This window comes from Pseudoalteromonas sp. NCCP-2140, assembly GCF_023708065.1.
GTDB lineage: Bacteria > Pseudomonadota > Gammaproteobacteria > Enterobacterales > Alteromonadaceae > Pseudoalteromonas.
On the sequence record NZ_BRCZ01000002.1, the window covers coordinates 216,021 to 238,366 of the forward strand.

General features: G+C 43.0%; 22 protein-coding genes. All 22 read left to right on the top strand.

Going from position 1 to position 22,346, the window contains the following annotated elements; genetic code table 11:
* Positions 1-7 precede the first annotated feature (7 nt).
* The 22 genes from fliI (at position 8) to NFU46_RS05025 (ending at position 22,344) form a co-directional block, all read left to right on the top strand.
* Positions 8-1,342: a flagellar protein export ATPase FliI gene (gene fliI, locus NFU46_RS04920; RefSeq protein WP_062566805.1), complete on the top strand. Its 1,335-nt coding sequence runs from the start codon at positions 8-10 to the stop codon at positions 1,340-1,342.
* On the top strand, positions 1,342-1,797 hold the full coding sequence (gene fliJ, locus NFU46_RS04925; protein WP_062566806.1) for a flagellar export protein FliJ: 456 nt from the start codon (positions 1,342-1,344) through the stop codon (positions 1,795-1,797). The genes fliI and fliJ overlap by 1 nt, the downstream gene beginning before the upstream one ends.
* Positions 1,798-1,897: 100 nt before the next feature.
* Positions 1,898-4,336 (top strand): flagellar hook-length control protein FliK, encoded by a 2,439-nt coding sequence (locus NFU46_RS04930; protein ID WP_251600246.1) that lies wholly within the window; start codon positions 1,898-1,900, stop codon positions 4,334-4,336.
* Between the two features lie 72 nt (positions 4,337-4,408).
* Positions 4,409-4,930, top strand: coding sequence for a flagellar basal body-associated protein FliL (gene fliL / locus NFU46_RS04935; RefSeq protein ID WP_054562177.1), 522 nt, complete (start codon positions 4,409-4,411; stop codon positions 4,928-4,930).
* 9 nt (positions 4,931-4,939) lie between these two features.
* Complete coding sequence (gene fliM, locus NFU46_RS04940; RefSeq protein ID WP_251600250.1) at positions 4,940-6,031, top strand: flagellar motor switch protein FliM; 1,092 nt, start codon at positions 4,940-4,942, stop codon at positions 6,029-6,031.
* 22 nt (positions 6,032-6,053) lie between these two features.
* Positions 6,054-6,455 (top strand): flagellar motor switch protein FliN, encoded by a 402-nt coding sequence (gene fliN, locus NFU46_RS04945; RefSeq protein WP_054553267.1) that lies wholly within the window; start codon positions 6,054-6,056, stop codon positions 6,453-6,455.
* Positions 6,452-6,835 carry a flagellar biosynthetic protein FliO gene (fliO, locus tag NFU46_RS04950; protein WP_062566808.1) on the top strand — a complete coding sequence of 128 codons (384 nt, stop codon included), beginning with the start codon at positions 6,452-6,454 and terminating at the stop codon, positions 6,833-6,835. The genes fliN and fliO overlap by 4 nt, the downstream gene beginning before the upstream one ends.
* Before the next feature lie 4 nt (positions 6,836-6,839).
* A complete protein-coding gene (gene fliP / locus NFU46_RS04955) occupies positions 6,840-7,580 on the top strand; it encodes a flagellar type III secretion system pore protein FliP (RefSeq protein WP_054553265.1) in 741 nt (246 codons plus the stop codon).
* A gap of 40 nt (positions 7,581-7,620) precedes the next feature.
* Positions 7,621-7,890: a flagellar biosynthesis protein FliQ gene (gene fliQ, locus NFU46_RS04960; protein ID WP_058586388.1), complete on the top strand. Its 270-nt coding sequence runs from the start codon at positions 7,621-7,623 to the stop codon at positions 7,888-7,890.
* Entirely contained in the window at positions 7,891-8,670 is a 780-nt protein-coding gene (gene fliR, locus NFU46_RS04965; RefSeq protein WP_251600253.1) for a flagellar biosynthetic protein FliR, read from the top strand. It begins immediately after the preceding gene.
* Between the two features lie 9 nt (positions 8,671-8,679).
* Positions 8,680-9,810 (top strand): flagellar biosynthesis protein FlhB, encoded by a 1,131-nt coding sequence (gene flhB / locus NFU46_RS04970; RefSeq protein ID WP_058586386.1) that lies wholly within the window; start codon positions 8,680-8,682, stop codon positions 9,808-9,810.
* A 71-nt stretch (positions 9,811-9,881) separates the two neighbouring features.
* Positions 9,882-11,993, top strand: a complete 2,112-nt coding sequence (flhA, locus tag NFU46_RS04975) for a flagellar biosynthesis protein FlhA (protein ID WP_130052063.1) — start codon at positions 9,882-9,884, stop codon at positions 11,991-11,993.
* A gap of 20 nt (positions 11,994-12,013) precedes the next feature.
* Complete coding sequence (flhF, locus tag NFU46_RS04980) at positions 12,014-13,495, top strand: flagellar biosynthesis protein FlhF (RefSeq protein WP_251600256.1); 1,482 nt, start codon at positions 12,014-12,016, stop codon at positions 13,493-13,495.
* The gene (locus tag NFU46_RS04985; RefSeq protein ID WP_054553259.1) at positions 13,488-14,348 is read left to right on the top strand and encodes a MinD/ParA family protein; all 861 of its coding nucleotides are present in this window, start codon (positions 13,488-13,490) and stop codon (positions 14,346-14,348) included. The genes flhF and NFU46_RS04985 overlap by 8 nt, the downstream gene beginning before the upstream one ends.
* Before the next feature lie 26 nt (positions 14,349-14,374).
* Positions 14,375-15,085, top strand: a complete 711-nt coding sequence (locus NFU46_RS04990) for an RNA polymerase sigma factor FliA (protein ID WP_175080836.1) — start codon at positions 14,375-14,377, stop codon at positions 15,083-15,085.
* A 40-nt stretch (positions 15,086-15,125) separates the two neighbouring features.
* A complete protein-coding gene (cheY, locus tag NFU46_RS04995; protein WP_016708035.1) occupies positions 15,126-15,509 on the top strand; it encodes a chemotaxis response regulator CheY in 384 nt (127 codons plus the stop codon).
* A 17-nt stretch (positions 15,510-15,526) separates the two neighbouring features.
* Positions 15,527-16,294: a protein phosphatase CheZ gene (locus tag NFU46_RS05000; RefSeq protein ID WP_054562173.1), complete on the top strand. Its 768-nt coding sequence runs from the start codon at positions 15,527-15,529 to the stop codon at positions 16,292-16,294.
* A 15-nt stretch (positions 16,295-16,309) separates the two neighbouring features.
* Positions 16,310-18,613, top strand: a complete 2,304-nt coding sequence (locus tag NFU46_RS05005) for a chemotaxis protein CheA (protein WP_251600259.1) — start codon at positions 16,310-16,312, stop codon at positions 18,611-18,613.
* Between the two features lie 62 nt (positions 18,614-18,675).
* Positions 18,676-19,839 (top strand): chemotaxis response regulator protein-glutamate methylesterase, encoded by a 1,164-nt coding sequence (locus tag NFU46_RS05010; protein ID WP_251600262.1) that lies wholly within the window; start codon positions 18,676-18,678, stop codon positions 19,837-19,839.
* Positions 19,832-20,596 (top strand): flagellar motor protein, encoded by a 765-nt coding sequence (locus tag NFU46_RS05015; RefSeq protein WP_251600265.1) that lies wholly within the window; start codon positions 19,832-19,834, stop codon positions 20,594-20,596. The genes NFU46_RS05010 and NFU46_RS05015 overlap by 8 nt, the downstream gene beginning before the upstream one ends.
* Positions 20,597-20,602: 6 nt before the next feature.
* Positions 20,603-21,562 (top strand): flagellar motor protein MotB, encoded by a 960-nt coding sequence (locus tag NFU46_RS05020; protein ID WP_054562169.1) that lies wholly within the window; start codon positions 20,603-20,605, stop codon positions 21,560-21,562.
* Between the two features lie 11 nt (positions 21,563-21,573).
* Positions 21,574-22,344, top strand: coding sequence for a ParA family protein (locus NFU46_RS05025; protein WP_054562168.1), 771 nt, complete (start codon positions 21,574-21,576; stop codon positions 22,342-22,344).
* Positions 22,345-22,346 lie beyond the last annotated feature (2 nt).

Consider the following 22,346-nt stretch of genomic DNA (forward strand, 5'->3'; position numbering starts at 1 on the left):
GCTCATTATGAGTGTTCAATCAATGACTCTAAGCGAACGCTTACAGCGCTATGAAAAAAATATCAAGGCCCCAAAACCAGCTGTTGCCGGTATTCTGACGCGTGTCGTTGGTTTAACGCTAGAAGCAAAAGGGCTTAGAGCACCTGTTGGCAGTCAATGTAAAATTGAAACCATTAACGGCTTTGTTGATGCTGAAGTCGTTGGTTTTAATGACCAAACACTTTACTTGATGCCAAATGATCACATCTCTGGCGTACTGCCTGGTGCCCGAGTTATCCCAAAGCTAAATGAAACTGGGTTGCCTGTCGGCATGAGTTTACTTGGCCGTGTAGTGGATGGCCTTGGTCGGCCACTTGATGGCTTAGGTGCCATTAATGCTGAGCATCACTTAAAGTTTGCGCAAAACTCAATTAACCCTCTTGCAAGACGACCAATTAGTCAGCCTATGGATGTAGGTGTACGAGCCATCAACTCCGTTATTACCGTAGGTCAAGGCCAGCGTATGGGTCTGTTTGCAGGCTCTGGTGTCGGTAAATCAGTATTACTGGGTATGATGACTCGCGGCTCTGAAGCAGATGTAATTGTGGTAGGTCTTGTGGGTGAACGTGGTCGTGAGGTAAAAGAGTTCATTGAAGAAATTTTAGGTGTTGAAGGGCGTAAGCGCTCAGTGGTGGTCGCAGCTCCTGCGGATGCTTCACCATTAATGCGTTTAAAAGGCTGTGAAAGTGCAGTGACCATTGCGGAATACTTTCGCGATCAAGGTCTTAACGTATTGTTATTACTTGACTCCGTTACCCGTTATGCCATGGCGCAACGTGAAATTGCCTTAGCAGTTGGCGAGCCTCCTGCGACTAAGGGGTATCCGCCTTCAGTATTTGCTAAACTGCCTGCGCTGGTGGAACGTGCCGGTAATGGTGGTGAAGGGCAAGGTTCAATCACCGCGTTTTTCACTGTGCTTAGTGAAGGGGATGATATGCAAGATCCAATTGCTGACTCTGCTCGTGCTATATTAGATGGCCACATTGTTTTATCTCGAGATTTAGCTGACAGTGGTCATTATCCGGCTATTGATATTGAAAAATCGATTTCTCGTGTTATGCCACAGGTTGTATCTGAAGCACATATGCAACAAGCTCGTGTGCTAAAACAAGTGTATTCAATGTATCAACAGAACAAAGATATGATCACACTAGGTGCGTACCAAAAAGGCACCGACCCTATGCTTGACCAAGCAATTAATATGATGCCACGTGTGAATCAATTCCTTCAGCAAGGCATGAAAGATGTGATCAGTTATGATGATGGTCTACAAGGTCTTGCGCAGTTATTAGGACAAGGTTAATGGCTCAAAGTAAACTTGATTTATTGTTAAAGCTTGAGAGCGATAAAGAAGAATCTTTACGCATGGATTATTTAAAAGCCCAGCAGCACTTACAAAGTAATCAACAAAAACTGCAAGGGCTGAATAACTTTCGCATGGAGTATTCTCAGCAGTTGCATTTGAAAGGTCGCTCTGGTTTGTCTAGTGCTGGGTTTAGTCAATATCATGCCTTTATCGCAAAAATTGAAGAAGCGATACGCCAGCAAGCAAGCACAGTGAATACTGCAAAACAAGTTGTTACGCAGCGCAAAGCATTGTGGTTAAAACAGCAAGTGAAAGCAAAAGCAGTGGCGAAATTAATCGAAAAGCAAGCTGAAAAACAAGCGATGCAAGTAGCTAAAGCGGAGCAAAAAATGCTGGATGAGTTCGCTTCAAATCAGTTTTATCAACGTCAACTTAAAAACGCACTTCTCTAAAATACTATCTTTTTTAGGCATGTTAATTGCATTTACCTAACCAGTAGCATTAATTTTGGCACTTGCGGCGGCAAATTGCCTCTTTAGTTTTAGGTGAATTATGGCGATCAGTGATATCAATTTGCAGGTTAAAACTGAGCAAGGTACTGGTTTTTCAGGCAAAGACTCAGAGTCTAGCGACAAAGCATCGGGCTTAAGTTTTTTAACTTCACTTACAGAAGCAAGTGAAGCGGCAAACGCGCAAGCAAATACCACCCCTCAAACAAAAAGTGATGCAGATACTCATTCTGTTGATGAAACTAAAGCTATCAGTATTTCTGAAGAGCCTAAATCAGATGCCAAATTAGGTGATGAAAACACAACTGCTGATGCTAAAGTTGCAACTGCTACCACGTCTACACAGCAGCAATCTAAAACAAGCCCAGATATTCGTAATGAAGCTGTAACTAAAGAGCCAAGCGATGAACTTGCACTTGTAGAAGATGAAGAAAACTCACTGCTTTCGCAAATTAATGCAGCTCAAGCTATGAGTACACGTGTTAATAAATTGATTGAAAATAATGACTTTAGCCCAGTAGTTGTTGATAAAAAACCAACCCCAATCGATACCATTACACCTGTTATACCTTCACCGATGACAGACGTTGCACAAACCGATGATTCAAAAGCCGACGCTGAAGGCGACAGTTCAATAGCAAGCTTATTACATAAGTCTAAAGTTGCGACAGCGGTAGATAGCCAGCTAAAAGCGATTGGCGATTTACCACCAAAAGATAGCGTGACTCCGATTGTTGATGGTCCATTAACAGACAAAGAAAAGCAGGGTGTTTCAGCTGTTAATACACCTGATACAAAGCCTCAAGTAGCTAACTTTGCCAGTTCAACACAAGCAACTGACAACAAAGAAGCCACAGTTGATGTAGACGCTCTGTTAAATAGCGCTCAGAAACAGGCTGTGAATTCAGACGCTACAAAAACATCTGAAGGCAAAGAACTTGGGGCAAATGAGACAAGTAAAACTGTTTTAAATAAGGTGGTTGCAGATTTAAATAGCGATGCTCAAGTAGATACAAAAACAGCTGAAGTTAATTCAAAACAAACACAAAGCTACACTGACAAAACGGCAGCAAATTTCAGTGCTGAGCAAAGCATTGCTAAAAACATTGAAGCTGGCACGGCAAAAATGGCAGATAAACCAGCTGACGCAGCTGCCAAAATTGATCAAGCCGTAACAGAAAAACCAGTTTTAGATAAACCAGTAACAGATAAGTCAATCGTTAGCTTGCTGGCCAAAGTACAAAGTGGCGATGGGCAGGCTGTAAGTGAGTTCGCTAAAGGTTTATCGCTAACCTCTGAGCAACAAAAGCAACTTGAGCAACAAATAAATCAACTTAAAGCTGATAATAAGCTTGGTGCTGATGAGGTGGCAACAATCAAGTCGCTATTGACTGATGTGATGCGTAGTAAGCCTTCAACGCAAACTGCACAGAGTCCTGTATCACAACTTGCTGTAGAGCAAGACATTGCTGAAGAAAGCCAGGCAAAACAAGATACTAAATTAGCTGACAATAAGGCTCTCGATAACAAATTACCTACAGGCGTCGAAAAGCAAATCATGGCGCTGACTAAGGATGAGCAGCAAGCACTGTTAAACAAAGTGAACACTCAGCTGCAAACGTTAACGCCGGGCACTGCTCAGTACGAAAAGTTAGCTGCAGCTCAAACTGTGCTGACAGAGGCTATTAATGCCCCTGCAACAGCCAGTACTGCGATGCCAGTAACCGCAGCAACAGTTAATGTTGAAAATAATAAAGCGAAACAAAATAATACCGCGCAAGTTACAGCCGATGTGACAAAAGTAGTTGCTAGTGAAGAAGTTACCACAGAGCTTGATACAAAAATTAATACAGAACGTACACAAGAAACTGTTAGCTCGCGGGTAACTCAATTATTTACTCAGCTAACGACTCAAGCAAATGCAACAACACAACCAGGTGCCTATGAGATGGCTCATCAGCAATATGAGCAAGCACTAGACGTACAAACAATGCATACACAAACAACTGCGCAAACACAGGCTCAATCTAAATCGATAAGTGTTGACCCTGGTGTAATGCAAGCGATTAATATCATAAAAAGTGATGCTGCAAAGATGCTTCAAGAGCGAGTTAGCGCGTTACTAAATATTAATAATAAAGAAGCTGAAATTCGCTTAGATCCGCCAGAAATGGGCAGTATGCAAATTCGTATACGTAGCGATGCGGAGCAAGCTCAAATTAATTTTGTTGTTCAAAATCAGCAGGCTAAAGAAGCTTTAGAGCAATCAATGCCACGTTTACGAGAAATGCTTGCACAGCAAGGTATTGAACTTGGTGAAAGTAGTATTCAGCAGGGTAACCCTGAGCAACAACAAGAGCAGTCTGGGCAAGGTCAGCTTGCTGGAAATCAACAAGCTGAAGAGCAGCAGCCAGAAGTAACAGCACAAAGCGCAGAAACTTCTCGACAACAATCTTCATCATCAATAGATTACTATGCATAAGTCCTGCTATTATAAGAAATAAAATAGTTACAGCGCGATAAACAGCTTGCTGTAACTTTGAGGGAAGTGACAATGGCCGAAGAAGCAAATTTAGAAATAGAAGATACGGGTAAAGGCAAAAAGAAGCTGATTATCATCATTGCAGCTGTAGTGTTGATTGCTGGTGCTGCTGCGGGTTACTTTTTATTTATGGGTGATGATGCCCCTGAAGAAAGCCTAGCAGATGAAACCACAGTGACAGAGGCTGCTGCACCATCTAGCTCTGCACAGATTGGTTCGGCTCTGTATGTCGCAATGCCACGCCCATTTGTATTTAATGTACCCGGTGCTAGTCGCGACCGAATTGTACAAATAAAAGTTCAGCTACTTGTTCGCGGTGAAGTGAACGAAGAAACTGCCAAAAAGCATATTCCACTTATCGAAAGTACCTTACTTGGCGTTCTTTCAACAACGACCGCAGATGAATTAGGTACTAGTGAAGGTAAAGAGTCAGTACGTGTTGCTGCACTTGAAAAAGTACAATCAGCATTAAGTGATGTTGAAGGTAGCAAAGTGATAGAGCGGGTATTATTTACCGGCTTTGTGATGCAATAAGGGGTCAGCGTGAGCGATTTATTATCTCAAGACGAAATTGATGCGCTCTTACATGGCGTTGATGAAGTCGAAGAGGAAGATATTCACGAAGGTGATGACTTAGACAGTAATACCTTACAGTATGACTTCTCATCACAAGATCGTATTGTTCGGGGTCGTATGCCGACCTTGGAGATCGTGAATGAACGTTTTGCCCGTCATATGCGAATTAGCCTATTTAACATGATGCGCCGCACCGCTGAGGTGTCGATTAACGGCGTACAAATGATTAAATTTGGCGAATATATTCATACCTTATTCGTGCCAACTAGTTTGAACATGGTACGTTTTCGTCCGTTGAAGGGCACCGGCCTAATTACCATGGAAGCCCGATTAGTATTCATTTTAGTGGATAACTTTTTTGGTGGTGATGGCCGCTATCATGCAAAAATAGAAGGCCGTGAATTTACCCCAACAGAACGCCGTATTGTTCAAATGCTGCTTAAAATTATCTTCGAAGATTATAAAGAAGCATGGGCGCCGGTAATGGATGTGTCTTTTGAGTACCTTGACTCAGAAGTTAACCCAGCGATGGCTAACATCGTAAGTCCAACTGAAGTGGTTGTTATTAGCTCTTTCCATATTGAGCTAGATGGTGGTGGCGGTGATTTCCATATCGCATTACCTTATTCGATGCTTGAGCCAATCCGTGAATTACTCGATGCCGGTGTGCAATCAGACACCGAAGACACTGACTTACGTTGGAGTAAAGCATTACGTGATGAGATCATGGATGTTGAGGTCGATTTATCGACTCAATTGCTTGAGGTTGATCTAACGCTACAACAGATTATGGAGCTTAAAGCTGGTGATATTATCCCTGTTGAAATGCCAGAACATATCACCGTATTTATTGAAGAGCTGCCGACCTTTAGAGCGAAAATGGGTCGTTCTCGTGACAATGTGGCACTACAAATTAGCGAAAAAATTAAACGCCCTGAATCAGTTAAGTCAGAACTACATGTGTTCACAAAAGGTGGCAAAAAACTGGATTCAGATGCAGAATTAGCAGAACTAGAAGAAGATCTACATCTATCTGAAGGTGTAGATTTAGACTGGTAGTCGATTTATAAGGTTAAACATAATGAGTGATGATCAAGATACAATGGACGAATGGGCTGCGGCACTAGCCGAAGCTGAAGAAGCTGAGGGTGGCTCAGGTGATGCTGCTGTAGCGGAGCTTGATGAGTTAAAAGATGAAAGACATGAGCTGTCTGGCGACGAAAAACGTAAACTTGATACCATCTTGGACATTCCAGTTACTATTTCGATGGAAGTGGGTCGTTCAAAAATCAACATTCGTAACTTATTACAGCTTAACCAAGGTTCGGTGGTAGAACTAGACCGAGTCGCTGGTGAGCCACTTGATGTATTGGTTAATGGCACCCTGATTGCGCATGGTGAGGTGGTTGTCGTAAACGATAAGTTCGGTATTCGTTTAACGGACGTTATCAGCCAAGTTGAGCGTATTAAAAAGTTACGATGAATGCTTTAGTCGCTTTAACAAGTGCGTCGAGCACTGCATTTCCTTCGGCATCACCGACGGCAGATTTACTGTCTATGGTGATGTCTTTGCTTTTAGTGCTGGTGGTTATTATTGCTTTGGCTTTTTTGGTTAAAAAACTAAATCCAAATCTTGCTAATAGTGATGAATTTAAAGTAGTGCGCAGTTTGCCTTTAGGTTCTCGCGAGCGTTTGATGGTCATTGAAATTGATAACGCACAGCACTTAATTGGTGTGACTCCGCACAGTATTAACTACCTGCATAAACTAGAAACACCATTACAAGAAAAAGAACTGCCAGAACTTGCCAAGAAATTTGGAAAGTTACTGAACCCACAATCACCTTCAAATAAAAAGAATTAACGCTATGATCAAGTGGATACTTATTTTAGCAAGTGTGTTGTTTTTGCCGTCGGTTAACGCTGAAGGCATAGAAGCACTGACCATTACCACCAACCCTGATGGCTCTCAAGATTACTCAGTGACGCTACAAGTATTAGCGATCATGACGGCGCTGAGCTTTATTCCAGCGGCGGTCATTATGATGACCTCATTTACACGGATTATTGTGGTTCTGGCGATATTACGCCAAGCAATAGGCTTACAACAAACACCATCGAATCAAATTTTGTTAGGCATGTCACTGTTTTTGAGTATTTTTATTATGGCGCCAATTTATCAGCAGGTGAATGAGCGTGCCATTGAGCCGTACTTGAATGAACAAGTTACCTCAGTGCAAGCATTAGAACTTGCCAAAGAGCCAATGAAAGCGTTTATGCTATCGCAAGTTCGTATAAAAGATTTAGAGACCTTTGCGAAAATAGCGGGTTATGAGCAATTAGATTCGCCAGAAGACACACCGTTGATTGTATTGATCCCAGCGTTTGTTACCAGCGAATTGCAAACGGCCTTTATCATTGGTTTTATGTTTTTCATTCCCTTTCTGATAGTTGATTTAGTAGTGGCCTCCGTATTAATGGCCATGGGTATGATGATGCTTTCGCCGATGATTGTATCTTTGCCGTTTAAGATTATGCTGTTTGTATTAGTAGATGGTTGGAGCCTTGTGATGGGCACGCTGGCGAAGAGCTTTGGGCTCGGGGTGTAACAATGCAATTCAAGACACATAATTAGGTAGGAGAGACAAAATGGAACCAGAAATTTTTGTCGATATACTCAGTGACGCGCTATTTTTAGTTATAAAGTTAGTGTCTGCAATCGTAGTACCTGGCTTATTAGTCGGTCTTGTAGTGGCTGTTTTCCAAGCGGCAACATCAATCAATGAGCAAACCTTAAGCTTTTTACCTCGTTTGCTAATTACCATAAGCGCACTTATTGTCGGTGGCCATTGGTTCACGCAAGAGCTTATGGACTATTTTACCCGTTTAGTGATGTCTATACCGGAGATAGCAGGCTAAATGGAATTTCCATTTGCGGTCATTATTCAATGGCTCAGCGACTTTTTGCTGCCATTAGTGCGTATTAGCTCAATGATTATGATCATGGCAGGCCTTGGCGCGAGAAACGTACCAACCCGAATTAAGCTTGGTTTAGCTGTGGTTGTAACCTTTGTTGCTGTACCTATGCTTCCACAAGCAACATTCAACAACTTATTTTCGTTTGAAATGATTCTCGTAGTCATTCAACAAATGCTTATTGGTGTGGCCATAGGCTTTGCATCAACCTTACTACTTAATACATTTGTCCTTGCAGGGCAAATACTCGCGATGCAAACAGGTCTTGGTTTTGCGTCCGTTGTTGATCCGTCAAATGGCTTAAACGTTCCCGCAGTAGGTCAGTTTTATTTGATTCTGGCTACCTTACTATTTTTCGTTTTTAATGGTCATTTAATGATGATTCAAATGGTCATTCATAGCTTTGAAGTACTGCCAATTGATGGCAATTGGTGGGCGGTTGATCATTACTGGGATATCGTTACTTGGGGCGGCTGGATGTTTACTACAGCCTTGGTGCTTGCTTTAGCGCCACTGACAGCTATGTTGGTTATTAATATGTCGTTTGGTGTAATGACCCGTGCGGCACCACAGTTAAATATTTTTTCGATTGGTTTTCCGTTTACCTTAGTAGCTGGGCTCGTGATTATTTGGGCAACGCTAGGTAACTTCATGACTCAATTTGAGTTTCAGTGGTTAAAAATGGTTGAGTTAATGTGCAGCCTTGTTGGTTGTACACCTTAGGAGCACGCCATGGCTGAAGATTCTGGTCAAGAAAAAACCGAAGAACCCACCGGGAAGAAAATAGACGACGCCAAGAAAAAAGGCCAGGTTGCCCGTTCTAAAGAGCTAGGCACCATGTTTGTACTTATCTTCTCGGCAGTGTCACTATTACTTTATGGACCTGAAATTGGCAAAGGGCTTTATAATGTGATGGGGCGCTTATTAAGCCTTAATCGTAATGAAACCTACGACACCACTAAAATGTTTTCAGTGTGGGGAATTGTTGCGGATGCGTTGTTATTCCCTATGGCTATGTTTGTGTTGATCATCGTGATAGCCGCTTTTGTTGGAAACACTTTACTGGGGGGCTATAACTTTAGTTGGCAAGCGGCAGCACCAAAGGCTAGTAAGATGTCGCCGGCTAAAGGTATTAAGCGTATGCTTGGCCCTCAAGCAGGAGTAGAGCTAGTTAAGTCTATTTTAAAATTTGTAGTGGTTGCAGGTTTTGCGGTGTTCTTAATTAATACTTTCTTTGATGAAATACTGCATCTAAGCATTGAAAGCGCGCCCGGAAATTTTATCCATGCACTCGAAATCCTCTCTTGGATGTTCTTAGGCTTAACCTGTACTTTAATACTCATTGCTGCAATTGATGCCCCTTATCAGAGTCATAAGCACCATAAACAGTTAAAAATGACCCTACAAGAGGTGAAAGACGAATACAAAAACTCTGAGGGTGATCCGCAAATAAAAGCGCGTATTCGCCGTACACAGCGTGAAATGTCGCAAAGGCGGATGATGCAAGATGTACCCGATGCCGATGTGATCGTAACCAACCCGACGCACTACTCAGTCGCGCTTAAATACGATACAGCTAAAGCGGGTGCGCCTATTGTTCTTGCCAAAGGCGTAGACGAGCTTGCTATGCAAATTCGTAAAGTGGGCAAGGGTAATGACGTGCCAATTGTTGAATCACCAATGCTTACACGTGCGCTGTATCACACCACCGATGTGGGCAATCAAATACCCGATCAGCTATTCACTGCCGTTGCGCAAGTTCTGGCTTATGTCTTCCAGTTAAAACGCTTCCAAAAAGGGCGCGGTAAACGTCCTGTACCACTCAATAAAAAGCTCCCAATACCCGATGCCTACAAATACTAAACAGTAAATTTGTAACTTGGAATAGTTATTGCAAATTCCGTGTAGTGTCAATTTTTTGAAATTGTTGAATTATGGAATTTAAAGCGGTATTACAACAACTTAACAGAGATAAAAAAGAGTATGCGAAGGGTATCGGCACGCCGTTAATGGTACTTGCTGCGCTGGGCATGGTGATTTTACCCCTGCCACCATTTCTTTTAGATATTCTATTTTCGTTTAATATCGCGTTAGCACTGGTGGTGTTACTAGTTACTGTTTACACCATGAAACCACTTGAATTTGGTATGTTCCCTGCGGTTCTACTAATTGCAACCATCATGCGCTTAGCACTGAATGTCGCCAGTACCCGTGTGGTATTGCTAGAAGGTCATAACGGTGGAGATGCAGCCGGTAAAGTTATCGAGGCCTTTGGCTCGGTGGTTATCGGCGGTAACTATGCAGTTGGTTTAGTGGTCTTCTTAATTTTAATCATTATTAACTTTGTGGTTATCACCAAAGGTGCTGGCCGTATTTCTGAAGTATCAGCTCGCTTTACTCTTGATGCAATGCCAGGTAAACAAATGGCGATTGATGCTGACTTAAACGCCGGTTTCATCAGTGCAGAACAAGCCCGTGAACGTCGTGAAGAAGTTACTCGTGAAGCCGATTTCTATGGTTCAATGGATGGTGCAAGTAAGTTCGTAAAAGGCGATGCGATAGCGGGTATCGTTATTCTAGTGATTAATATCGTTGGTGGTTTATTTGTTGGTATGATCCAACATGATTTATCGTTCAGCCGTGCGATGGAAGTGTACACTTTGCTAACAATTGGTGATGGTCTAGTTGCACAGCTACCTTCACTATTACTGTCAATCGGTACCGCAATCGTTGTTACCCGTCAAAATGAATCGCACAACATGGGCGATCAAGTTAAGACACAGCTAGGTAACGAAAAATCACTTTATATCGCATCGGGTATTTTGATCATCATGGGTCTTGTGCCGGGTATGCCGCATATTGCATTTTTAAGCTTAGGTGCATTACTGGGTTACCTTGCTTATTTCACACAACAACAAAAAGCCAAAGCAGAAGCCGAAAAAGCAGAGCAAGAAGCAAATGGTGGTGCACCAGGTACAGGTGTTGCCAACAAACAAGAACAAAAAGAACTGGGTTGGGATGATGTTCAGCAAGTTGATGTTATTGGTTTAGAAGTGGGTTATCGCTTAATTCCACTTGTTGACCAATCTCAAGGTGGTGAACTGTTAAATCGTATTAAAGGTGTGCGTAAGAAACTTTCTCAAGAACTTGGCTTCTTGGTGCCTCCTGTGCACATTCGCGATAACTTAGAGCTCGACCCTAACGCTTACAGAATTACTATGATGGGTGTTTCAAGCGGTGAGGGTGAGCTTAAGCATGGTGATGAGTTAGCGATTAACCCAGGCCAAGTATTTGGCCCAATCAAAGGGGTTGCCACAAAAGACCCAGCATTTGGATTAGATGCGGTTTGGATCAAACCAGATCAAAAAGATGAAGCACAATCACTTGGCTATACCGTGGTTGATTCTGCAACTGTGGTTGCAACTCATATCAGCCAGTTACTCACTAACAGTGCTGCTTTACTACTTGGTCATGAAGAAGTACAAAACTTACTAGATATGTTAGCGAAGAGTCATCCACGTCTTGTTGAAGGGCTGGTTCCTGACGTATTACCACTTACTACTATCGTAAAAGTGCTACAAAACTTACTCAATGAAGGGGTGGCAATTCGCGATATGCGCTCGATTGTTCAAACCCTTGTTGAGTATGGCCCACGTAGCCAAGACCCAGATGTACTAACGGCTGCAGTGCGAATTTCACTGCGCAGACTAATCGTTCAAGACGCTGTTGGTATGTCTTCTGAGATCCCTGTCATAACCTTGGCGCCTGAGTTGGAACAGATGTTGCATCAGTCACTTCAGAATGCAGGTGACGAAGGTGCCGGAATAGAGCCAAGCCTTGCAGAGCGACTTCAACAATCATTGAATGAAGCGCATCAAAACCAAGAAATGGCCGGTGAACCTTCGATACTGTTAACGTCAGGAATGTTAAGAACTGTGTTATCTCGCTTCGTTAAGTACACCATCCCAGGTTTAAGGGTGATGTCTTACCAAGAGGTACCAGACGAAAGACAGATTAAGATTGTCAGCTCAGTAGGCCAACAATAGGATAGTAAAGGGGTTGAACCATGAAAATTAAACGTTTTTTTGCTAAAGATATGCGCACAGCACTGAAAGAAGTGAAAGATGAACTAGGTGTTGATGCGGTTATTATGTCGAACAAAAAGCTTGCTAACGGCGTTGAAATCGTTGCAGCTGTTGATTACGACAAAGCAGCCCCGAAAGCCGAAGCTAAACCAGCCGTGGCACAATCAGCACCTGCTCCACAGCATAACTTTGTTAAACCTGAGCCAATGCGTGCTAAACCTGAGCCGCAAGCGAAAGTTGCTGATAGCCTACAAGCGTTACTTGAGCGTCAAGCCCCACGCCCTCGTTCGCCAGAGCTTGCGTCAATGTTTAGTCAATCTGGTATTGATACGAGTGAACACTATCAACCAAAAGAGCCAAGCTTTGAGCAGCAACAGCCTGAATATAAGCAAGCTCCTCGTTATCAACAGCAAGCAGCACCTCGTGTACAAACTCAAGCACATAGCTTAGGTTTTGATGACGACTTAGATTCTGGTTTTGATGATTTAGATTCACTAGCCGAGCACAAAAACTCAGCACCTGCGAATCAATCAGAAATGACGACCATGCGCGAAGAAATGAATGCGATTCGTCAATTACTTGAACACCAAGTATCTGGCCTAATGCAACAAGATATGGCGCGCCGCGATCCGACTCGTGCATGTATGATTGACCGCTTAGCAGGTATGGGCATTGAACGTGATGTTGCTGAGCAAATGGCGTGTTTCATTCCTGACGATGTATCACGTCAACAAGCGTGGCAAGCACTTCTGCAAATGGTTGAAAACCAAATGCATACAACGAATAACGAAATCCTGCGTCAAGGTGGTGTATTCGCATTAGTGGGTCCAACAGGCGTTGGTAAAACAACCACAGTTGCAAAATTAGCTGCACTGGGTGCACAAAAATATGGTGCTGATAAAGTGGCGTTGATCACCACTGATACCTACAGAATTGGTGCCTACGAACAATTGGCTACTTATGGTCGTATTATTGGCTGTGGTGTTAAGCAGGTAAAAGATGCGAATGAATTAGCTGAAGTGTTATACCATTTACGTAATAAGCGTCTAGTATTAATAGACACAGCGGGTATGAGCCAACGTGATTTACGTTTAACTGAGCAGTTAAATACCCTAATGCGTAATCAGCGTGTTGATATTCGTAGTTATTTAGTATTAAGTGCTACAGCACAGATAAATGTGTTGCAAGAAACCGTAAGACACTTTAAAAAGGTTCACCTAAGTGGCTGTATCTTCACTAAATTGGATGAATCTTTAAGTTTAGGTGAGATTATTAGCATAGCGATTCAAAATCGCCTGCCAATAGGGTATCTTACTAACGGTCAGCGCGTTCCTGAGGATATTCGCGTAGCGAATGCTGAAAAACTAGTGAAAAAAGCTGAACAATTGTATTTAAAACGAGCAAAAGCACAACATTCAAGACGTCAAGCAGTAGCGTCGAACACAGTAGGGATGTATGATTAACACAGTATTAGATCAAGCAAGCGGCCTGCGCAAAATGAATCAAAATAATAATAGTGGCGTTAAAGTTATCGCTGTTACTGGCGGTAAAGGTGGAGTGGGTAAAACCAACGTTTCACTCAATACCGCAATCGCATTAGGTCAGCAAGGAAATCGTGTATTAGTATTAGATGCCGATTTAGGTTTGGCAAACTGTGACGTAATGCTTGGCCTTCGTGTTGAACGTAATTTATCTCATGTTTTGTCAGGCGAGTGTGAGCTTGACGAAATTCTTGTTGAAGGCCCTGCGGGCATCAAAATTGTACCAGCGACGTCTGGTTCACAAAGTATGGTTGAATTAACGCCATCTGAGCATGCAGGGCTTATTCGCGCTTTTAGCGAGTTAAACACCGAGTTTGATATATTAATTGTTGATACCGCCGCAGGTATTTCTGACATGGTATTAAGCTTTTCTCGTGCAGCCCAAGACGTTGTTGTGGTTGTATGCGATGAACCTACCTCAATTACTGATGCTTACGCACTAATTAAAGTGCTTAGCCGTGAGCATGGCGTATATAAATTTAAAATTGTTGCCAATATGGTGCGCAGTTTGCGTGAAGGGCAAGAATTATTTGCTAAACTTTCAAAAGTAACGGATCGTTTTTTAGATGTTTCAATGGAGTTGGTAGCAACCATTCCTTATGACGAGAACATGCGTAAATCTACGCGACGTCAAAAGGTGATTGTTGAATTATTCCCGAACTCTCCGGCAGCGGTGGCGTTTAAAACATTAGCAACAAAAGCAGTTAAGTGGCCGATCCCTAATCAACCGTCTGGCCATTTAGAATTTTTTATTGAAAAACTAGTAAACGGCTAACTATGACAACATCGGTGAATAAAGCGATGGGATATCAATCAGCACAGAATTTAAATGCGATTGTCGAAAAACATGCCTCTTTAGTCAAAAAAGTGGCATGCCATCTAATTGCTCGTTTACCTGCCAGTGTGCAACTCGATGATTTAATTCAATCAGGCATGATAGGCCTAATTGAAGCGTCAAAAAACTTTGATGCTAGCAAAGGTGCTAGTTTCGAAACCTTCGCTGGAATTCGTATTCGTGGTGCGATGTTAGACGAAATTCGTAGAGGTGACTGGGCGCCACGCTCTGTTCACCGAAATGCCCGCCTTGTGGCTGAAACCATTGCCGAATTAGAAAGCTCTTTAAATCGTGAGCCCAAAGATACTGAAGTCGCTGAAAAACTTGATATTACGCTAGATGAGTACCATCATATTCTACATGATGTAAATTCGAGTAAAGTATTAGGTATTGAAGATTTAGGTGTAGATGAAGACGTTATCACACCAGTAGGTCAGGATTTAGGACTAGACAAACCGTTTAATAACGTTAAAAATGAGCGGTTTAACCAGTCTCTATTAACGGCTATCCAATCGTTACCAGAAAGAGATGCTCTCGTTTTGTCTTTGTACTACAACGACGAAATGAACTTAAAAGAAATAGGACACATACTCGATGTTAGCGAGTCGCGTGTGAGTCAAATACATGGTCAGGCGATGATTAAGCTCAAAGCAAAAATCAATGACTGGATTAATTAGTAGTAAGTAAATAAAGGTTCAAACCTCACCGGAGGATGTTTTGGATAAAAACATGAAAATTCTTGTTGTTGATGATTTTTCTACAATGAGACGTATCATTAAAAATCTATTAAGGGATTTAGGTTTTACCAATGTGCAGGAAGCTGACGACGGTTCAACAGCATTGCCAATGCTACAAAATCAAGAATTTGATTTTGTTGTAACAGATTGGAACATGCCTGGTATGCAAGGTATTGATTTGTTACGTGCAATTCGTGCTGATGATAGCCTTAAGCATATTCCTGTTTTAATGGTGACAGCTGAAGCGAAAAAAGAACAAATTGTTGCTGCTGCTCAAGCAGGTGTAAATGGCTATATCGTTAAACCATTCACTGCTGCGACACTTAAAACCAAATTGGAAAAAGTGTTTGAACGTCTAGGTTAATCTAAGGGGAGAGGCTTATGTCAGCACTTGCTGCGCCTCAAATAAGTTTAGAGCAAGCTCGTCAACTTGTTGAGTATCTTGAAAATGGTGAACAAGAAAAAGCGGATAAGCTCATTCTTGACGCTGCATCAAAAGAACAATCAGAGTTGTTTGCTGAAGTCGGCAAATTGACGCGTCAGCTTCATGAAGCATTAAAAAACTTTGATCTAGATACTCGTCTCACTGATTTAACTACCGACGCGATCCCAGACGCTAAGCAGCGCTTAAATTATGTTATGGAAATGACAGAAAGCGCCGCCAATAAAACCATGGATGCGGTTGAAGCAAGTTTACCTATAGCGCAACAACTTGCTGATGAAATTGCCGCAATCAAACCTACGTGGGATCGTTTAATGAACCGAGAAATTGAACTCGGTGAATTTAAATCGTTATGTCATAGCTTAGATAAGTTCATGAATAACTCGCATACCAAAACCGATGAGCTCCAAGGTTTGATGACTAATGTGCTGATGGCGCAGGATTATCAGGATTTAACCGGACAAGTTATTCGCCGTGTTATTGAGTTAGTGCGAGAGGTAGAAGACAGTTTAATTAATCTCTTAACTGTGTTTGGCAGTCAAGAAGATGGTCATCAACAACAAGAAAAACAGGCCATAGAAAAAGCACCTGCAACAAGTGACACACTAGCAGGTCCTGAAGGGCCAATTATTGATAAAGAGTCTCGCGATGATGTTGTCTCAGGACAAGATGAAGTCGATGATCTATTATCAAGTCTGGGCTTCTAAGAGGAGAGTAGCTGCATGAGCTTTGAAGTCGATGAAGATATATTACAGGATTTCCTTGTTGAAGCAGGAGAAATCTTAGAGCTTTTGTCAGAGCAATTAGTTGAGCTTGAAAACAACCCAGAAGACAAAGATCTATTAAACGCCATTTTTAGAGGCTTCCATACTGTTAAAGGTGGTGCAGGCTTCTTAAGCATGACTGAGCTTGTAGATGCGTGTCATGGTGCAGAGAATGTTTTCGATTTATTACGCCAAGGTCTGCGCAGTGTAACACCAGAACTAATGGACGTAATTTTACAGGCTCTCGACACTATCAACGAAATGTTCGCTACGATTCAAAATCGCGAACAGCCAGAGCCTGCAGACCCAGCCCTATTAGAAGTCCTTCATAAATTAAGTCAGCCACCGACTGCAGAAGAGCTTGCAGGTGAAGATTTATCTGTAGCAGACGATGTTGCAGTTGCACCTGAAGAACCCGCAGTTGAAGAGCCAGTTGTTGATACGCCTGAAGTCACAGCAGAAACAACAATAGACAACATCGATGAAGATGACCCATTTGCGTTCGATATGTTATTTGATGGCGGCGGTCTTGCAGATAGCAGCGCTGAGTCACAAAATATTGACGAAATCACCGAAGACGAATTTGAAAGCCTACTAGATGAACTTCATGGTAAAGGCCAAGGCCCAGCAGCACCTGCTGCAGATACTGTAAGCAATGACAGTGACGATATTACTGATGATGAATTTGACAGCTTATTAGACGAACTGCATGGGGTTGGTAACTTTGGTGAAGTAAAACAAGATACTCCTGCTCAGCCTGAAGCTACAAAGCCTGCACAGGCTGCTCCTCAGGCGTCTGCAGCAGAACCTGCAAGCAATGACTCAGACGATGAAATTAGCGATGACGAGTTTGAAGCACTGCTTGATGAATTACATGGTAAAGGTACTGCTCCTCAGTCTTTAGAAACGACTGCGCCAGAAAAAGCGCCTGAACCACCAAAAGCAGAACCTGCAAAACCAGCACAGCCTGCAGTATCAAAACCGGCACCTGCGCCTAAACCTGCTGCCGCAGCGCCTAAACCGGCTCCAGCACCTGCAAAAGCACCAGAAAAATCGCCTGCTGCTTCTGCTGCACCGAAAAAAGCGCCACCACCACAGGCAGAAACAACGGTACGTGTTGATACTAAACGTCTCGATGAAATCATGAACATGGTGGGTGAGCTGGTATTGGTCCGAAACCGCTTAGTGAGCCTTGCTAATAACAGCAATAGCGAGTCAATGGGTAAAGCCATCTCTAACCTAGATGTGGTAACCGCAGACTTGCAAGGCGCGGTGATGAAAACCCGGATGCAGCCAATTAAGAAAGTATTTGGCCGTTTCCCACGGGTTGTTCGTGACTTAGCCCGTAGCTTGAAAAAAGATATTAACCTGCAGCTAGTTGGTGAAGAAACCGATTTAGATAAAAACCTTGTTGAAGCACTTGCTGATCCATTGGTGCACTTAGTGCGTAACTCTGTTGACCATGGTATTGAAATGCCAGACGTGCGTGAAGCCGCAGGTAAACCACGTACAGGTACCGTAACGCTTTCGGCATCACAAGAAGGTGATCACATCCTACTAACCATTCGTGATGATGGTGCGGGTATGGATGCTGAGAAACTGAAAAAAATCGCAATTAGCAAAGGTGTGATTGATCACGACCAAGCAAGTCGCTTGTCGGATACCGAAGCGTACAACTTAATCTTTGCACCAGGTTTCTCAACCAAAGAAGAAATCTCTGACATCTCAGGCCGTGGTGTCGGCATGGATGTTGTTAAAACTAAAATCACTCAGTTAAATGGCTCGGTTAATATACAGTCTGAGCTGGGTGTAGGTACTGCACTTGAAATCAAGGTGCCATTAACACTTGCTATCTTACCGACCTTAATGGTTATTGTGGGTGAGCAAACCTTCGCATTACCACTTGCTGGTGTTAGCGAAATTTTCCACCTTGATTTAACTAAAACTAACGTAGTTGATGGCCAACTGACAATTATTGTACGTGAAAAAGCGATCCCGCTTTTCTATTTACAACATTGGTTAGTAAAAGGTGCTAACCGCCAAGAGCGTAAAGCAGAAGGTCACGTGGTTATTGTACAAATAGGTACTAAGCAAGTGGGCTTTGTTGTTGACTCGTTAATTGGTCAAGAGGAAGTTGTTATTAAACCTTTAGATGCCTTATTACAAGGCACACCAGGTATGGCAGGTGCGACAATTACTTCTGATGGTGGGATTGCACTGATCCTCGACGTACCTAGCATGCTTAAACACTACGTTGGCTAATAATAAATAATAAAGTGCAGTATTTAGCTGCACTTTGAATGATATAAAACAAGAGAGTGCCAATGGCAGTCAAAGTATTAGTTGTTGATGATTCAAGCTTTTTTCGCCGTCGTGTCAGCGAAATTTTAGAGCAAGACAGCAATATTCAAGTGATAGGTTTTGCCGTAAACGGTCGTGAAGCGGTAGATAAAGCCCGTGAACTAAAACCTGATGTAATTACTATGGATGTTGAAATGCCGGTTCTTGATGGCATTAGTGCCGTAAAAGAAATAATGGCAGCAACACCAACTCCTATTTTAATGTTCTCATCACTCACTCGTGATGGTGCAACCGCAACCCTAGATGCACTGGATGCTGGGGCGTTAGATTTTTTACCGAAAAAATTTGAAGACATTGCACGCAACAATGAAGATGCAATCGCACTTTTGCAAAATAAAGTAAAAGAAATTGGTCGCCGTCGCCTTTCTCGTTTTTCGCGCCCAGCACCTATTTCGCGACCAACTCCGGCTCCTGCACCAAGGAGCAGTAGCACTGCAAATACGAGTAGCGGTATTGTTCAGCCAGATCGCAGCTTTAGCCGTCCTGCTCCTGCTAGTTCGCCAGCTGCATCGTCTTCGAGTACGAGTAATATTCGCGCTTCGGGCAAGCAATATCAGTTAGTTGCTATTGGCACATCAACCGGTGGGCCTGTAGCGCTACAAACAATTTTAACTCAGCTGCCAGCTAACTTTCCGCATCCTATTTTGCTTATTCAGCATATGCCAGCTGCGTTTACACCTGCTTTTGCTGCACGCCTTAATGGCTTATGCAGAATCAATGTGAAAGAAGCGCAAAATGGTGACCGTTTAGTGCCTGGTACCGCTTATTTAGCGCCAGGTGGTCAACAAATGCTAATAGAAGGACGAGGCGGCTCTCGCACACTGCGTGTGTTTGAAGACGACAGTCCGCGTATTACTTATAAACCGAGCGTTGACGTGACCTTTGCTAGTGCTGCAAAAACCTTTGGTGGTGATGTGCTAGCTGTAGTTTTAACGGGCATGGGCGCAGATGGCCGTGATGGTGCGCGTATGCTTAAGCAAGTCGGTGCTACTATTTGGGCGCAAGATGAAAAAACCAGTGTGGTGTATGGTATGCCACAAGCTGTTGCAAATGCGGGGCTGGCGAGCGAGAGCTTAGCACTCACTGATGTTGCAGCTCGCCTAACGCGTGAGACTGGCTGTGGATAAGCTATCTTTTCTTGGCTTAATTGTCGCGATAAGTGCCATCGCCTTTGGTTATGCATTAGAGGGCGGGGTTGTTTCTGCACTGTTTAATGGTCCTGCGCTTATCATCGTACTCGGTGGTACGCTTGGGGCTGTGATGCTTCAAACCCCTGCAAGTGTTTTTACTAAAACACTGAAGATCAGTCATTGGGTGTTCTTTCCGCCGTATCACGATATTGATGCAGCCATTGAACAAGTAAAGCGTTGGTCACACAAAGCACGCCAAGAAGGATACTTAGCCCTTGAGTCTGATGCGCTGTCGCATTCAGACCCGTATGCGGCAAAGGGGTTGAGTCTACTTGTTGATGGGATTGATGAGCGAAAGCTTAGAGATACCCTTGAAATTGATTTAATGCTTGAACGCGAACGCTTACTTGAGGTAAGCCGAGTTTACGAAGCCATGGGCGGTTATAGCCCTACAATTGGTATTCTAGGTGCGGTACTCGGGTTGATTCAGGCTATGCAATTTATCACCGATCCTGAAAAACTAGGTGCCGGTGTCGCTACTGCGTTTATCGCTACTATTTACGGTGTTGGTTTAGCTAACTTATTATTCTTGCCGATGGCGAATAAACTTAAGCAACAAGTTGAGCAAAAAATGCTGTATCATGAACTACTTGCTGAAGGCATTATTGCTATTTCGCAAGGTGAAAGCCCACTAAATATCGAACTAAAACTTGAGGCGTACCGTGTAGAGCGCCCAAGCTTAGTTGACGAGTAATTTATTATGATGCGCCGTCGTCTGCGTCATAACACGTCAAAAAACCAACATACTGAACGCTGGCTTGTCTCTTATGCCGATTACATGACCATCATGTTTGCTTTTTTTGTGGTCATGTATGCTATCGCAATTAGTAAAAATGAAGACTTTCAGATTCTCTCAGACTCACTGGAGCAGGTGTTCGAAAAATCAGCTCGTCAGCAACAACAGGTTGGCACTGGGGTTAACGGCACAGGCATATTAACTGACAGAGTTAGTCCTGAGAACGACATTCTATACGGTGAGAGCATTCGTAAAGATGAGCAGGGTCCTGAATTACTCGATGGACAAAGCGAAACCAGCAATATTGAGAAAAAACATCTCGGCAAGCCTCTCGACAGCTTATTGACTAAATTACAGTCTGCGCTTATTGATGAAATTCGTGATGGCGAAGCGAGTTTAGAGCTTCACCAAGATTGGCTTATCATCGAATTAAGTTCAGGTATGTTATTTTCATCGGGCAGTGCTGTTGCACAGCAGCGTGCCAAGCAAGTTGTTGGTTTAGTGAAAGATATTATCGCGCCGGTTGATAACTACATTCGCGTGCGTGGTTATACCGATAACGAAGGTATTCGTAATGAGATGTTTCGCTCAAACTGGGAGCTATCTGTAGCGCGGGCTACATCCGTACTGGTTGAGCTTGAGAGTTTAGGCATTAACCCTGCGCGTATGGCTATTGAAGGTTACGGGCAGTATTCGCCCTTCGCAAGTAATGACACTGAGCAAGGTCGCGCAGAAAACCGCAAAGTGGTTGTTGCATTGTCTAAATATGGTTTACCGCCAAAAGAGCCAGAAAATACTGAACAAGAGTCACAAAACCAACCGCAACAGACGACAGAAATTGAGTTGCCAAGCGATGATAACAGCATTAAAGTGATTCAATTACCACATGGTGGCATTAGGATTACCACGCGCAATGAACAATAATAAGGTGTGATGTGAAAGTTTGGACCGTAGCGAATCAAAAAGGTGGGGTAGGGAAAACAACAACAGCCGTTAGCCTTGCTGGTATTCTCGCTTTACAAGGAAAACGCGTGTTACTTATTGACACCGATCCGCATGCATCATTGACTTATTATTTTGGTATAGATTCAGAAGACTTAGAAGTTAGCGTGTATGATATCTTTGCGCGCGGCAATAACATGGCCAGTGAAGAAATTTTACAGGCCCTATGTCCATCAACACTTGAAAACCTTGATATCTTACCTGCGACGATGGCAATCGCGACGCTTGATAGAAGCATGGGCAATAAAAATGGCATGGGCTTAATACTTAAAAAAGCACTGGCCAAAATTAGCGACCATTATGACTATGCAATTATTGATTGCCCGCCTGTTTTAGGGGTTTTGATGGTCAATGCTCTTGCAGCTAGTGAGCGAATTTTAGTGCCAGTACAAACAGAATTTCTGGCCTTAAAAGGGCTTGATCGTATGATGCGTACGATGGAGTTGATGCAAACATCGCAAGCAAAACAGTACCAATATACAATTATTCCTACAATGTACGATAAACGTACTAAAGCATCACTTGAAGCTTACAAGACTCTGCAGGATAATTACAAAGATAAAGTATGGTCAGGCGTGGTTCCTGTCGATACAAAGTTTAGAGATGCTAGTTTAGCACAACAAGTGCCGATTCAATTTTGCCCGCGTTCGCGTGGGGTATTTGCCTATCGCGCGCTGCTTGATTACTTAGTTGCACAAGGTTAAAG